Annotated in this window: 9 protein-coding genes; 1 reads left to right on the forward strand and 8 read right to left on the reverse strand. The window is 47.4% G+C overall.

The annotated features are described in order from the left end of the window. Positions 1-44: 44 nt before the first annotated feature. From Q0502_RS14975 to polA, 5 genes are all read right to left on the reverse strand, one after another. Positions 45-2,303 carry a glycosyltransferase family 4 protein gene (locus tag Q0502_RS14975; RefSeq protein ID WP_298652394.1) on the reverse strand — a complete coding sequence of 753 codons (2,259 nt, stop codon included), beginning with the start codon at positions 2,301-2,303 and terminating at the stop codon, positions 45-47. A 220-nt stretch (positions 2,304-2,523) separates the two neighbouring features. Beyond that, complete coding sequence (locus Q0502_RS14980) at positions 2,524-3,984, reverse strand: ATP-binding cassette domain-containing protein (RefSeq protein WP_298652397.1); 1,461 nt, start codon at positions 3,982-3,984, stop codon at positions 2,524-2,526. Continuing rightward, positions 3,981-4,760 carry a radical SAM protein gene (locus Q0502_RS14985; protein ID WP_298652400.1) on the reverse strand — a complete coding sequence of 260 codons (780 nt, stop codon included), beginning with the start codon at positions 4,758-4,760 and terminating at the stop codon, positions 3,981-3,983. The genes Q0502_RS14980 and Q0502_RS14985 overlap by 4 nt, the downstream gene beginning before the upstream one ends. Positions 4,761-4,807: 47 nt before the next feature. Then, positions 4,808-5,260 (reverse strand): VTT domain-containing protein, encoded by a 453-nt coding sequence (locus Q0502_RS14990; RefSeq protein WP_298652403.1) that lies wholly within the window; start codon positions 5,258-5,260, stop codon positions 4,808-4,810. A gap of 134 nt (positions 5,261-5,394) precedes the next feature. Further along, entirely contained in the window at positions 5,395-8,187 is a 2,793-nt protein-coding gene (polA, locus tag Q0502_RS14995; protein WP_298652406.1) for a DNA polymerase I, read from the reverse strand. Between the two features lie 88 nt (positions 8,188-8,275). Between polA and Q0502_RS15000 the strand changes: the two genes are divergently transcribed. After that, a complete protein-coding gene (locus Q0502_RS15000; protein WP_298652409.1) occupies positions 8,276-9,250 on the forward strand; it encodes a polyprenyl synthetase family protein in 975 nt (324 codons plus the stop codon). Between the two features lie 76 nt (positions 9,251-9,326). Here Q0502_RS15000 and Q0502_RS15005 read toward each other — a convergent pair whose 3' ends face one another. From Q0502_RS15005 to Q0502_RS15015, 3 genes are all read right to left on the reverse strand, one after another. Then, positions 9,327-9,752, reverse strand: coding sequence for an Hsp20/alpha crystallin family protein (locus Q0502_RS15005; protein WP_298652411.1), 426 nt, complete (start codon positions 9,750-9,752; stop codon positions 9,327-9,329). A 374-nt stretch (positions 9,753-10,126) separates the two neighbouring features. Then, on the reverse strand, positions 10,127-11,698 hold the full coding sequence (locus Q0502_RS15010) for a calcineurin-like phosphoesterase family protein (protein WP_298652413.1): 1,572 nt from the start codon (positions 11,696-11,698) through the stop codon (positions 10,127-10,129). 92 nt (positions 11,699-11,790) lie between these two features. Further along, positions 11,791-15,072, reverse strand: a complete 3,282-nt coding sequence (locus Q0502_RS15015; RefSeq protein ID WP_298652545.1) for a glycoside hydrolase family 2 TIM barrel-domain containing protein — start codon at positions 15,070-15,072, stop codon at positions 11,791-11,793. Positions 15,073-15,330 lie beyond the last annotated feature (258 nt).

Here is a 15,330-nt window from a genome sequence, read left to right on the forward strand (position 1 = left end):
AGTGGCTGAAACGGTTTTCGGCCCAAAAGCGGCAGTGGGGGCGGTCAATGGCCGTTTTGATTACGTTGCCAGTCTTTGCTGTAATATACTTCGTGCGCTTCCAGAACGACAAGGTAAGAGATCAGATAGGCTAGCGTACTCTCAGCCCCTTGATTGCGGCTGATGCCATCTCTTTCCAGACCGTCGAAGCAACCTTCAGTTTCATAATTATAGAGGCTGAGACGGAGGTCATTTTCACCCAGGAACCACATAAAGGAAGCAAAAAGCTTTTTAAGGTAATCGCTGTTGCCGGTCATTTTGTATGCCTGATAAAACATTAATACCATGCACATGGCATCGACAGGCTGTTGGGCAAAATTAGAGCGGGCGCCCTCCCGGCGATACCATTTTTCATTCCCGATAATCGACAAATATCCCTCCTTGAGAGTAATATCCGAGAGGAATTGCATCGATTCGAAGGCGATCCTCCGGACTTCCTCATCCTTCAGGATATCTGCGGCATGCAGCATGGCGAGCGGCAGCATCCCGTTGTCGTAGGCAAATAGTATTTCATACCACTTCCAGCTGTCGTTGGTATTTTGGCGGTATTCCTCCGCCAAAAAAGTGACGAGTTTTCGCAATCGTTCGATCATGACATCATCCCCCATGTTCTTTCTCAAATAATAAGAAATACCGATGATGACATTTGCGATGCTGCGTACCGAACGAAGAGTGTCGAATACGGGAAGAGCTTTGTCGAGAATGAATTTTCCGATTTGATAGTAAGAATCATCCGGGGCATTGTCCATCATGTATCCTATAGCCCATATAGCGCGTCCGAAAGCGTCTTCAGAGCCTTTTTCCTCGACAAAACTCCGGTCAAAGTGTAAGAAATTACGAAATGTGCCGTCCTCGTTTTGCATATAGTGGATGTAACTCAGATAAACCGGGCATAATTCCAGCGCTTTGCGGTTTTTGGTTTCCTTATAAGCCATCAGGGCCATTATGAGCGCCCGGGCGTTATCGTCAAGACAATAGCCTTCCTTTAAGTTGGGAATACCGAATTTGGTGTGCTGGATGATCCCCGTATCGTCGGTAAGACGCTTTACATGTGCCAGTGAAAAGGGCGGCAGTATTTTTATGTCGAAGGGGATGGATTCTTTTTTGGGGATTTTTATCTGCTCGGCCGTTACTTTTTTGACGAGGCGGTTATATTTAGTGCCGATTTTGGGCCAACTGATCTGACGGCCGTATGCATAGGCGTTCCTGCTAAGGCGGAGCCGCTTTTTGGGATGGCTCAGCAAATCGATCAGGATATCGGCCAACTGCCCCTGGTTACTGAAATCGAAGAGTACGCCCTTATCGTCAGCCAGCAATTCCACTGCATGCCAATAAGGAGTGGAAACGACCGGGCATCCTACGCCCACGGCATACGAGAGCGTACCGCTGGTAATCTGCGCTTCGTTGAGATAAGGCGTAATGTAAATGTCGGCCGCATAGAGATATTTGAACAATTCCCGTTCGTCGGCAAATTTATCAATAAACACCACATTATTTTCCAGGTGTAATTCGTCCACCAGCTGGATAAGGTAATTACGGTATTCCTCACCCATGTACCGGAGCACATGAGGGTGCGTCTTGCCCAGCACGATATACAATACTTCGGGATATTTTTTAACGACTTCGGGCAAAGCCTTTATCACCGTCTCGATGCCTTTGTTCCGGCTGACAAACCCGAAGGTCAGGAGCACTTTATGCTTTTCGAGTTTATACTCCTTCTTGGCTTCCTGCCGGGAAAATTTGAGGTCGGGTACGCCGTGTTCGATATAGGCTATTTTTTCCTTGGGCACATCATAAATATTTTGAAGGAAATCTACGGCCCGACGGCTCATGACCACTACGCGGTTAGCCATTCCGCAAATACGTTGCAGTATCTCCTTTTGGTCATAGGAGGGAGTTTTCAATACGGTATGCAGCGTTACGACAAGAGGCATTTTAATGCGATGAAGAAGCGAGAGGATATATACGCCGTTACGGCCACCGAAAATTCCGAATTCATGTTCAAGAATACAACAGTCAGCGCCGCTGAGGTTGATATATTCCGCCGCCTCCAGGTAATCGCGTTGATAATCCTGGCGGATAGTAAACTTGACTTCTTCGGGATATTCGTATTCCTGGTCAAAATCGTTCATTGCGACAACAAAACTCTCGTGCTTGCCTCTTGTGAAGTTTTTTTTGTCGGACATAGCCTGCCGCAGGTTGTGGGTAAAGGTTCCGATACCACACCTGCGCGGCGGGTATGTCCCGATATATACAGTTTTCATTGCCTTTAAATATTTAATTTGTAATTAGACATACTAAGAACAGTTATATGCGGGTCTTTGTTTGGAACGGTCATCCGATGAATATCAATCGAATGGCCGCCCAGGGATTTTTTTCATGGACACCGTTCTTACATGCAAGCCTCAAAACCTGCCCTTATTTCCCGGCCGTTTACGAAAAGGGTTTTAATTAAATGAAATTGTCTATAAAACAGGTATTAGTTTATGTGTCCCAGGAAATGAGCTGTAACCGCATGCAATGATCTATACAATCGGGGATCTCTTCTTTCCGGTGGGTTACGTAGATGAGCGACCTGCCGGCCTGGCGTGCGAAGGACTCGACAATGGAGGTACACCGTTCTTTGTTGTAGTCGTCCAATCCGTGGAAAGGTTCGTCAAGGATCAGTAGTTCCGGATTTTTGATAATGGCCCTCGCAAAGAAGAGTAGCCGTTGTTCACCTGAAGAGATTTTCAGGAACGGCCTGTTTTTCAAGTGCGGGATATGGAGTATTTCCATTAATTTCTCCGCCAGAAGAGTTTGTTGCGCATTGCATTTCCGGAACAACCCGATGCTGTCGAAAAATCCGGAAGCGACAACCGCTGTACAATCTACATTTGCCCTGTAATAGAGATGCAATTCCGAAGAGCTGAACCCGATACGCCTTTTGATATCCCAGATGCTTTCTCCCGTCCCCCTTTTGCGCCCGAAAAGGCGTATATTTTTCGCGTATGCCTGCGGGTTGTCGGCAAAGATATAACTGAGCAGGGTTGATTTACCGGAACCGTTGGGCCCCAGCAGCGCCCATTTTTCATCCTTTTGGATAGTCCAGTTTATATCTTTCTGGATGATCCGTTCCCCGTAGGCAATATCCACATGGATCATCGATACAAGTTCGTTGCTTCCCGAGGTGCGGTCTTCAAGTGTGAAATCGTCCCAGTTGATTCCGGGAAAAGGGGCGTCCCCCGGCAGGCTTTCGGGGGTGAAGCCGGCCTTCTCCCCGCGGTAATGGATTGCGCAGTTCTTCATTTCCAGGATATGCGTCGCGCAGGCAGGCAGATCTTCCAGTGAGGGAGCAAGGAACAACAGGCGGATATTGCGGCGGGCAAGAAGAAAAACAAACATATTGTTGAGTAACTCCCGCGATTCCTCGTCGAGGCCGATAAAGGGATTGTCGAAGATCAACATCTTTGGGTTATCGATCAACACTTTGGCAATAAGGAATTTACGCAGTTCTCCACTCGATAAGTGGATGAACTTCCGGTCCATTAAATCGAAAAGGTGGAAAGTACGGAAGATGAGCCGGTTCTCTTGGGAGATATTGTCCAACGGCAGTAATTCACTTACCAGCGGTACCTCCTCATTCTCGGAGTTGTTGAATCGTTGCTGGTAAAACAGTTTACGGTAATCCAGCAGCGAATAGGCCGCATTAAACTCTATTTTCCTGATCCGTTGCGCCGGAAACAGGGAACCGCTCTTTTCTTCCGGATCGTCCAAAAAATGATACCGGATATTGCCCGATTGAACGGCTATTTTTCCGCATATCAGTTCAGATAGCAGCGATTTTCCGCTTCCGTTCGGTCCTACAACTCCCCATACCTCGTCCGTATTGATCTGCCAGTCGATCGGGCGGGTAAAAGGTGAATCGGGCAGCCGGGGAACAACGTTATGCAATGAAATAATCACCCTGCCACGTTTGTTTGTATTCCCAACTCTCCTACCCTGGCGGCAATTTTCTGCAGATCGCCGACAGACACTTTTTCCAGCTCTTTGGCGGGCGTTTCCCGGTCGATGGTATAGATCATCACCTCGCGGGGATTAAGCGTTCTGACAAGCTCTAGCCAGGCTGAAATCTCTTTTTCGGTGGTGTTGTCCACTTCCTTTCCCTCGAACCGGCCTCTGACGAACATGGTCTGCAGGATAAAATCGCCTTGAAAGCGTTTATAAAGCGCTACCTGTTTTGCTACCGAATAACCGGGGGCGTTGGGACGGTCGATCAGGCGGACCGTCTCGTCGAGCGCCGAGTCGAGTTTCAGTATGGGGTTCTCTACTTTTCTGAGCGCTTCGAACACCTCCGGTTTGTTGAGATGCATGCCGTTACTGAGCACGCTTATTTTGGTATCAGGGAAATAATGGTTCCGTAATGCAATAGTATCGTCGATAATTCCTTTAAACTCCGGGTGCATTGTCGGTTCCCCGTTACCGGCGAAAGTGATCACATCGGGTGTGACTCCTTCCTGCCGGAGTGATAGCAGCTTATCTTCCAGGGCAGCCCGTACATTTTCCCGGTCGGGTAACTTGGTTTTCGTACGAAAATCTTTGTTGAAGCCGCATTCGCAATAGATGCAGTCGAACGAACAGAGTTTGCCGTCATATGACAGCAGGTTCATTCCGAGCGATATCCCCAACCTCCTGCTGTGGATAGGCCCAAAAACAATCTCATGAAAGAGTATGGTGGACATGGAAGTGAAAAACTAAAAATTAAAAACTAAAAGTGAGGGCTGTTCAATTAAAACCATGATAGGATCCGGTCGGCCCCGAGACCGATCACCAGGTACCGTAAAAACTTACCGATGGTCATGGATATCATTACTAAAGACGTGTTAGCCCGCATAAATCCTAATGCTACCAGCATCAGATCGCCTACGGCGGGAAGGAAGCCGAAAAATCCCATGATCGCCCCTTTCCCTTGCAATTGTTGGATGGTCCGGTCGATCTTCTCCCTTTTTATCTTGAACCATTTCTCCAGCCATGCCGTTTTACCCAACCGTCCCAGATAATAACAGGTGGCGCCTCCGGCGGCATTTCCGACGGTGGCGTAGGCGATACACGTCCAGATATCCGTTCCCGCGGCGATCAATGCCACGAAAACCACTTCCGAACTCAACGGCAAGATAGTGGCTGCCAGAAAGGAAGCCAGCAGTAGTCCCCAGTAACCGAATTCCGCTAATCCGTCGAGCATAAAACTAATTTTACTAATGAGTCAATATGCCAATAAGCCAATGAATAGATAGTGAAAGGTGAGTAACCCATAGCGCGTTTCATTTGCATTTTAGTTAATTAGTACATTAGCACATTGATACATTAGCACATTGATTAGTGTGCTGCCAGCCAGTTTTCCCCTACCCCTATGTCGGTCTTCAGCGGGATTGTTAATCGACAGGCATTTTCCATCTCCTCTGTCACAATCGCTTTTACTTTTTCCAATTCATCAGGGAAGACATTGAAGTTCAATTCGTCATGTACCTGAAGGATCATCTTGGATTGTAGCTTCTCTTTTTGTAGCCTGTTAAAAATGCGGATCATGGCCATTTTGATGATATCCGCCGCGCTTCCCTGGATGGGGGCGTTGATGGCATTTCGTTCCGCATAGCCGCGTACGACGGCGTTCCGTGAGTTGATATCCGCAAGATACCGTTTCCGCCCCAGGAGTGTTTCTACAAACCCTTTTTCACGCGCATACAAGATGCTCTCATCCATATATTGTTTCACCTGAGGGAAGGTGGAGAAATATCCGTCGATCAGTTCTTTGGCTTCTGTGCGGGAAATGGTAAGCCGTTCCGACAGGCCGAAAGGTGTGATCCCGTAAATGATCCCGAAGTTGGCTGTTTTTGCCTTGCGCCGCATATCTCCGGTGACTTCTTCAAGGGGAATCTTATAGATCCTGGCCGCAGTGGCCGCATGGATATCTTGTCCCTTATTGAACGCCTCCGTCATGTTCTTATCGCCGCTCAGATGGGCCATAATGCGCAGTTCGATCTGTGAATAGTCCGATGAGACGAAGAGGCACCCCTGATCGGGGATAAATACTTTCCGCATCTCTTTTCCCCGTTCATCGCGGATAGGGATGTTCTGCAGGTTGGGGTTTGTGCTGCTCAAACGGCCTGTAGCAGCTACCGTCTGGTTGAATGATGTGTGTATCTTACCGGTACGGGGATTGATAAGAAGCGGGAATGCATCGATATAGGTGCCGAGCAATTTCTTCAGGCCCCTCTGTTCCAGTATCTTTCCAATGATGGGGTGTTTTGAGCGGATCTTTTCCAACTCCTCCTCGCTGGTCTTATATTGTCCCGTCTTGGTTTTTTTCGGCCTGTCCACGATCATCAATTTGTCAAAGAGGATCTCCCCTATCTGTTTGGGAGAATTGACATTGAAATCGATTCCGGCCATATCAGTGATCTCTTTTTCAATCCGTTGGAGTTCGGCGCTGTATTGTGTCGAAAGATCTTCCAGCGCTTTCAGATCGAGCCGTACCCCTGTCCATTCCATATCGGCCAGCACATAGACGAGGGGACATTCGATATCATAAAAAAGTTTCTCCAGCTTGTTGTCGTGGATCTCCTGTTCCAGTATATTTTTCAGTTTCAGTGTGATGTCGGCGTCTTCCGCAGCATAATCGGTCACAATTTCCGGATCCACATCGCGCATGCTTTTTTGGTTCTTACCTCTGGGTCCGATCAGCTCTTCAATATGGATCGTCCGGTATTTGAGATAGGTTTCCGCCATATAATCCATTCCGTGGCGAATCTCGGGGTTGAGGAGATAATGGGCGATCATGGTGTCGAAGAGCTTGCCTTTCACATGGATATCATAATTGCGCAGCGCCAGGATATCATATTTGAGGTTCTGCCCGATCTTATGGATAGCCTCATCCTCGAAAAAAGATTTGAAGATCCCTACCTGACGATACGCCTCTTCGCGGTCGGCAGAGAGGGGTACGTAACAGGCTTCCCCCTCTTTAAAGGCGAAGGAAAGCCCCACCAGGTCACTCAGCAACGGATCCATCCCAGTGGTTTCCGTGTCGAAACAGACCGACTTCTGTGATTTCAACTTTTTGCATAGTTCTGCCATCTCCTCTTCCGACCGTATCATCGTGTAGCGGTGGGGTGTGGTGTGTATATCGGTGAAGCCGGCGGATAATTCGGGTGTTGGTGCTATGTCCGTACCTGTTTCCTCATCCACCGTTGCGAACAGATCGCCCTGTACAGGCCCTTTGGGTACGGTGACTGTGGACGTCTGGTTGAACATGCGATTCAGGAAGGTCCGGAATTCCAACGCTTCGAAAAGCGCTTTTACTGCTTCCCGGTTCATTTCTTTTCGGGGGAGATCAGCCTCTTCTACCTCAATAGGGACATTCGTGTGGATAGTGGCAAGGAATTTGGAGAAAAGTATCTGCTCGCGATTATCCTCTATCTTTTTTTGTAACGCCCCTTTCAGTTGGTTGCTTTGTGCGAGCAGGTTTTCAATCGAGCCGAACTCTTTGAGCAATTTTATCGCTGTCTTCTCCCCCACGCCCGGGCAGCCGGGAATATTGTCAGAGGCATCCCCCATCAACCCCAGCAGGTCGATCATCTGGGCAGGGTCGGAAAGGTCATATTTTTCCATCACCTTCCTATCGTCCAGAATATCGAAATCGTTGCTGCCGTATTTGGGTTTATAGATGAAGATATGAGGTTCGGTAAGCTGGCCGTAATCTTTATCGGGCGTCATCATATACACATCAAAACGATCTTTGTCCGCCTGTTTTGCAATGGTGCCGATCACATCGTCGGCTTCATAACCGGGTACTTCCAATATGGGGATATTATAAGCAGCAATGATCTGTTTAATAATGGGTACCGACCGCTTGATATCTTCGGGAGTGGCTTCACGTTGCGCCTTATAGGCCTCGAATTCCTGATGACGGAAAGTGGGTCCTTCCGGGTCGAAAGCGACCGCGATATGCGATGGATTTTCCTTACGGAGCACTTCTTCCAGCGTATTTACAAATCCGAAAACAGCGGAAGTATTCTCGCCTTTGGAATTTACCCTCGGATTCTTGATAAATGCATAATAGGAGCGGTAAATAAGTGCATAGGCATCCAGAAGGAAAAGCTTATTTTTATTCATAAAAACTGATTAAGAAGTGTAAAGTTACGAATATTTGTTGCTAAGAGGAGAATAATTTCTAAATTTGTGAAATTAAATTCAGGAGGTGATGGATCAGAGTCAAGTCATAAAAGACTTTCTGCAGGAAGAACTGAATCTTTTTGATGTTTATTTGCGAGAATCGATCAAAAGCGACAATCCCCGCATTTCAGGAATTATCGATTATGTTTTTGAGACCGATGGCAAGCGGTTAAGGCCCACGTTGGTGCTGTTAACCGCAAAAGCCTGCGGGCAAATTATCCCGGAAACATATCACGGCGCTGTGACGGTAGAATTGTTGCACACAGCCACGCTTGTGCACGATGATGTGATTGATAAGTCCGATATGCGAAGAGGCAAACGTTCGGTGAATGCTGTCTATGATAATACCAGAGCGGTGCTTGTGGGTGATTATCTTTTGTCGTCGGCGCTGGCAGAGAGTGTAAAGACAAAGGATCTCAACATTGTACGGATCATGTCGGAGTTGGGAAAAAGCCTTGCAGAGGGTGAACTGGTACAGTTCTCACTCGCCAGGGAGATATTTATCGACGAAGCCTCCTATTTTGAGGTGATCGAAAAGAAAACAGCCTCTTTATTGCGTGCCAGCATTATGATCGGGGCCATCACAGGGGGCGCTTCCCCGGAAACCATCTCCGGATTCAGCCGGTTGGGAGGAATTCTGGGTATCTGTTTCCAGATAAGGGATGATATCTTTGATTATTATAAAACCGATGTGGGCAAACCGACCGGGAACGACGTCCGGGAGGGGAAAGTGACACTCCCGCTTATATACGCTTTGAAAAATGCACCCACGATTGTCTCAGATCAGATAATACAAATTATTCAATCGCGCGACTTTTCTGAGGAAAATATTGAACGCGTGCTTGATTTTGCCAAAGAGTATCGGGGGATAGAGTATGCCTATAATAAAATAAAGGAGTTGTTAGATGAAGCGGAAACGATAATATCGGACCTCTTGGTCGACGACCAGATCAAAGGCCTTCTGCGGTTATTCCTCTCCTATCTGATAGATCGTGACTATTAAAAAGCATAACTATTAAAAAAAGAGTGAAACCGCTGTCCGGTTCACTCTTCTTTTCTATCATCCTCTCTCTCTGAAATTATTGAATTTCAATCAGTTTAGAAGTAGATACTTTTTCTTCTTCCACGGTAGGAATTTCAACGGTCAGCACTCCGTTTTCCACCTTTGCCGAGATTTTATCTTTTTCTACATTGTCGGGCAGCACCATTCTCCTTTGGAATTGCGTATAAGAGAATTCGCGTCTCAGATAGGCTCCCTTTTTATCTTTTTCTTCCTGTTCATTCTTCTTTTCAAAAGAGATCACCAGATTATTTTCTTCGTCGATTCTCACTACACAGTCTTCCTTGGTCATACCCGGAGCAGCGACCTCTACCGTAAATCCATTTTCACTCTGTTGAATATTGATGGCCGGCACCGATTTGCTGCTGTTTTCCATCCATTCATTACCGAAAAAGTCATTGAATACACTCGGTAACCAGTTGTTTGTACGTCTGATAATTGCCATAATTTTACTCCTTTCTTTTATTTCTGTTGGATTTTTTCATTATCGTTACACCATTGAAAGGGCAAAATATATGCCGGCACGAAATTCAGACTATTCCCAACCAAAATAATGACAAAGTGGCTTAAAAATATTGAAAGTTGATGTAGGATCAGAAATACAAGAGACAAAATGACAGGTGGAGCGCTAGCGATCGCTATCAAAAAGAGGCCATCCAGGGGAGAATACAGGGACCCCCAAAAGTTGGACAAAAAAACTTTTGGGGTCAGTTCAGAATGGCCTCTTTGTGATTTTATCGGGTGACAAATCTCGTTGACGCAAGTGTCAGAGTATGGAACGGCCTCTTTTCGATGGGCTTGGCCGTCCGGCAGGAAAGATTATTCGAGGATAGAATATGTTTTCTTGCCGGAGTGGGTTTTACCATATCTGTCGGTAGCCCGCACTTCGATGGTGTGCTTACCTGCAGGCAGATCCGTTTGCACAGGGCCGATCCATAGGTGTGTACTGTTCACCGGATTCGATGGTCGACGCCCCGGCAGTAATTCCTCGGTGAAATCCCATTCCAGTAATTTTGTGAGATAGTTGAGGTCGGGAGCGGAGACATAGTGCATTTTCCGCCATTCACCCTCATCGATCCTGTATTCCACCAGATCATTCCGGCTGCCTATAAAGAAATTCACCATTATCTGCGATGTCGTTCTTCCTTTATGCGGGACTACTTTCGGGGCAAAGATATTCATTTGATGATCGCTTTCCCTACCGGCTACTTTATAATCCACATCATATTGGTTCCCGCTGATATTCAGGAAAGCGTACCCTTGCGGCGTGCCGTCGCGCATAGTGGCATCGGGCCATCCGTTCTCATCCAGTTTTCCCGAATACCAGTCGCCTGAAGTAGTGGCCACATTATATTCATGCAAAGGTTTTTTTCCTTTCCAGCCGTCTGCTTCGGTGTATTCGATCTGGTCCTGTAAATGGGTGTGTGCCGACATGATCAGCACGTTCTCATAATCCTTCAGCAGGTCGAACACCCGCTGACGGTCTTCTAACCGGTACGAACCGCCCGAATTGTCTTTCATATGAATGTGTTGTGACAAAACCACCAGTTTATCTTTGGGAACATGCTTCAGGTTGTTTTCCAGGAAAATAAGCTGATCTTCCCGGTAACCGCCCCAGTAGCCTTTCCCGTCACGGGGATCGGGATAGAGGATGTTGTCGAGGATGATAAAATGCGCCTTACCGTAGTTAAAGGCATAATTGGCACTACCGAAATTCTTTTTGAAGGTTTCATCCGAAAGTTTGTCGGATGGAGCGTCGTAATTCATGTCGTGGTTGCCCATTACGTTATACCACGGCAGTTGTAGACGGCGCATCCGCTCTTTGTAGACAGGATGCAGGTCGAGGTTATCGCCTGCGATATCACCTAAGCTGATCCCGAAAAGGGTCTTGTCGGTCTTCTTCACATCATTCACGATTTTTTCCGTGAAATAGTCCATATCCTGAATGGAGTAGGGTTGTGGGTCACCGAAAACAACGGCGGTGAAATTCTCCGGCTCAGCCTGTTTGTAGAGGGCAAAATCTATCGACTTCGGGAGATTTCCCGTGGGTGATATCCCTTTATAGGTGAAAGAGTCGGGTGAACCCTCCGGTTTGTGGTGATAATAAAACCGGGGAATAAAATTTTCGTCCGCCGGGGTTTGGTATCCGCCGGGCTTGACCACGAAAATAGTATTGCCGTCGCTCACGGGGAGAGTGTAAAATCCTTTACTGTCCGTGAGTACCACATCGGTACCGTTTGAAACCGCCACATGGGAAATTCCGGCTTCACGCCGGTCTTTTCTGCCGTTTCCGTTGACATCTTCATATACATATCCTTTAGTTGTCTGTTGAGAATAGACAAGGATACTACTGAATAATAGCAGGGTAAGAACGAGTAAATTTTTTTGCATTGCGATGAGTTTTATGATTCAATTACCTTGAACTGTAAAGATAGATTTTTCTTCCCGTCAATCTGTTACGAAATGGTGAATATTAATCACCCTCAGTTGTATTTCAAGAGCGATTTCCCGGCGATCTCCGCTTCATTCTTCACCGGGATCAATGTGAAGCCCCATTTGTAATCCTGATTGGCCGGAATACTGTATTCGGGCAGGGGACGTGCTCCCCAGCTGTTATACCCCGCTACGCCCTGCTGTTTCATATCGATACATACCTCCACGAAATCCTGCGGTATGATATCGTTGATATGTGTCTGACGGGGTCGTTTGTTCTTTGCCTCCTCATCAGAACGGGAGGCGATCTCTTCACTGCTGAAGTTGTTCCACTGATAGGGCTTGTCTTTGTTTTCTTCGGAATCGAAATCTTCCACGCTGTTACGCAGTGCGTTGAATCCTATCGTGCTGTCGGCGACGACCATCAATCCGCCTGTCCCGTTAGTAAGTGCTACCCATCTCGTATCTGTCCTATGGCCGTTTTCCTGTGGACGCACATAAGGAAAATTATTTTCCTCTGCAGTAGTCTGGTAAAGACCCACTTTGGAACCGGAGGCTCTGTCGATGTAGTTTTCTCCCGGCCCTCGGCCGAAATAAGATACGTTATTCATCGTCACCGGCATACGGAATCGCACGCCGATACGGGGTACATTCAGTGTAGAGGAAGCTTTACGCGCAGCGGATGCCTCCGGTGAGAAAGTAGCTGTCAGGGTAGCTTCGGAAGCGCCGGCCTGCCTCTCTTCCATATCAGTGGAGAAGAACTCCACATCTACTTTTACCACTCCGGACGGGTAGATACTGTATTTTACAGTGTAAAGGTTGCCGGCGGCGAGCAGGTAGGTCGTTTCAACCACCACCTTATTATCCTCAGGGTAACTTTTTACCTCAGTGACGTTGAAATCTTTGCTCGATTGTTTCCATATCTGCAGGCGGTGGGGATTGCCGTTTCCGTAATCGTTATCGTTCGGGGCGCGCCAGAAATTGGGTTGCACGCCGAAACCTTTGTCAAAATACTGGGTGCCCTCTACCTTGTAGGAGGTAACCATACCGCTTTCCTTGTCGAATACAAATTCCAGACGGGGTGAAGTCACGCGGATGCTGTTTCCGGTCTGATCCACTTGCAACGAGGGATTGTCCGCACTATCCGGATATACCTGTTTGGGCGCCGAAAGCAGTAGTTTGAACTGCTCAAAGGCCACGATATACCCCGCAGGTATTAATGGTTCCGCTTCCTTTTGAATCACTTCGAAGTTGACAAAATATTCGACACCGGAATTAGGCTGCAACTTGCTGATGGGCAATGAAACATCTGTTGTTTGCTGAGGTTGCAAAGAAACCTCCAGCACCCCTTCGGACACTTTCTTTCCGTTTTCAATGATAGAATAATGGAAGGTATAGTTATCCGTATTGGAGAAGTATTGCCGGTTGATGATCCGGAAAACGCCTGCCGGCAGGTCGACCGCTTCAAACGCGAAATTCTGGTGTGTATATTTCACTTCGGCGAGGGAAGGGTGGGGAGTACGATCCGGATTTACCAAGCCGTTGCAGAGGAAGTTGCCGTCGCTGGGCATATCTGTTCCATAATCTCCGCCGTAGGCATAGTAAAGCCTTCCTTCTTCGTCATAGGCTGCCATACCCTGGTCTACCCAATCCCAGATATATCCGCCCTGCAGATTCGGGTATTTGTAGATCGCTTCCCACTGAATATCGAGATTGCCGTTGGAGTTACCCATGGCGTGCGAATATTCCGAGGGGATCACCGGACGATCACTCCCCGCTTTACCGATCTCTTCCAACCAGGCGGCGCTGGGGTATTGTGGTACGTACATATCCGAGTTAAAGCCCCATAACGCCCGTTCATAGTTCACCGGGCGGTCCATCAGGCCCCGTTCCTGATCTTTCAGGTATTTGTAGGTATGGAAGAAATTGATGCCGTTACCGGCTTCATTACCCAGCGACCAGATGGCAATGGACGGATGGTTTTTGTTTCTTTCGAACATATTTACCGTTCGGTCCATATGCGCCTGTTCCCATTCCGGGTGTTTTGCGAGGGATCGTTCCCCGTAATAGAGCCCATGTGATTCAATATTGGCTTCATCATATACATAGAGCCCGTATTCGCTGCATAGTTCATAGAAGCGTCGCGCTTGCGGGTAGTGGGAGAGGCGGACAGTATTGATATTGTGCTGCTTCATTAACTCGATATCTTTTCGCATCAGCTCTTCCGTGACGTAATGCCCGGTTTTGGGATTGGTCTCATGCAGGTTGACCCCTTTTAACTTGATAGGCTGCCCGTTCACAAGGAAAAGCCGGTCGGTTCGATCCCCGGTTTTTACCGGTTTGATCTCGAAACGGCGGAAACCGACAGGGTAGGGGACTACCTCCCCCGACTCTTCCCCTTCTTTCTTCACGGTAATAAGCAGTCTGTAAAGATGGGGATGTTCCGAAGTCCATGTAGCTACATCCGGTAGTTGCACACTGAAACGGACGGCATTCTCTCCATGGCTCTGGATACCAATCAGTTTCGTTGCTGCAGCCACGACTTTGCCGGAGGGATCGAGCAGTTCATAAGAGACTTCGGCATAGGAAACGCCGGATTTATAGTTGCTGACTGTCGTTTCTAACTCGAAAATGCCATGGCGGTAACTGTCGTCGAGTGTTGATTTCACCCTGAAATCGCGCAAAGATGTTTTGGGTTGTGACCAGAGAAAGATATCTCTTTCAATACCGCTGATGCGCCAGAAGTCCTGCGCCTCAAGGTAGGAGCCGGTACTCCAGCGGAATATTTTCAGTACGAGTGAATTTTTACCTGGTTGCACATAGGGGTTGATCCTGAATTCAGCGCTTGTCTTGGAGTCCTCGCTATATCCAACCTCTTTACCGTTGATATAGACGTACACGCCCGATTTGGCTCCGTCGACAGACAAAAATATCTCACGGTCGTTCCAATCTTCAGGGATGTCTATCTCGCGCCGGTATACGCCCACCGGATTCTCTTCCGGAAGGTAGGGTGGCTCCATCTTCGGATAGCGGGTTTCCGGATCACGTTCTACAAATTCATAGGGATGGTTTACATAGATCGCAGTGCCGAAACCCTGCATCTCCCAGTTACCCGGTACTTTGATATCTTTCCATCCTGTAAGTGAAACGGTCGAATCGGTGACGTTCTCAGGCAGTTGGTTGTAAGAATCCGCAAAATAGAACTTCCATGTTCCGTTGAGAGAGAGGTAGTATTTGCTCTTCTCGAAAGGGATGTTGAGGGCTTCCGCTTTGTTTTCGTAAGTCATAAACTGCGTACGGGGATGCTCTTTATTTACCTGAACTACATTCATATCCTGCCAGTAGGGTAGTTCGCGACGACCGGAAATTGATTTGTGATCCTGGGCTGACAATGTGTTTATACATAGTAAACAGACAATTACCGTCAAAGAAAAAATATTGATCTTCATATCGTTAAAACTATTTATTTTCACCCGATTATTTTATTTTTTACATTATAGTGTAGGGAATTCGAAGAATGGACGGAGTCCATTGACTTCCATTGGGTCGTCGAACGTTGTTTCGCCATATTGACTACGTCGATTACTTTA

The organism is uncultured Proteiniphilum sp. (genome assembly GCF_937873925.1).
Taxonomy (GTDB): domain Bacteria; phylum Bacteroidota; class Bacteroidia; order Bacteroidales; family Dysgonomonadaceae; genus Proteiniphilum.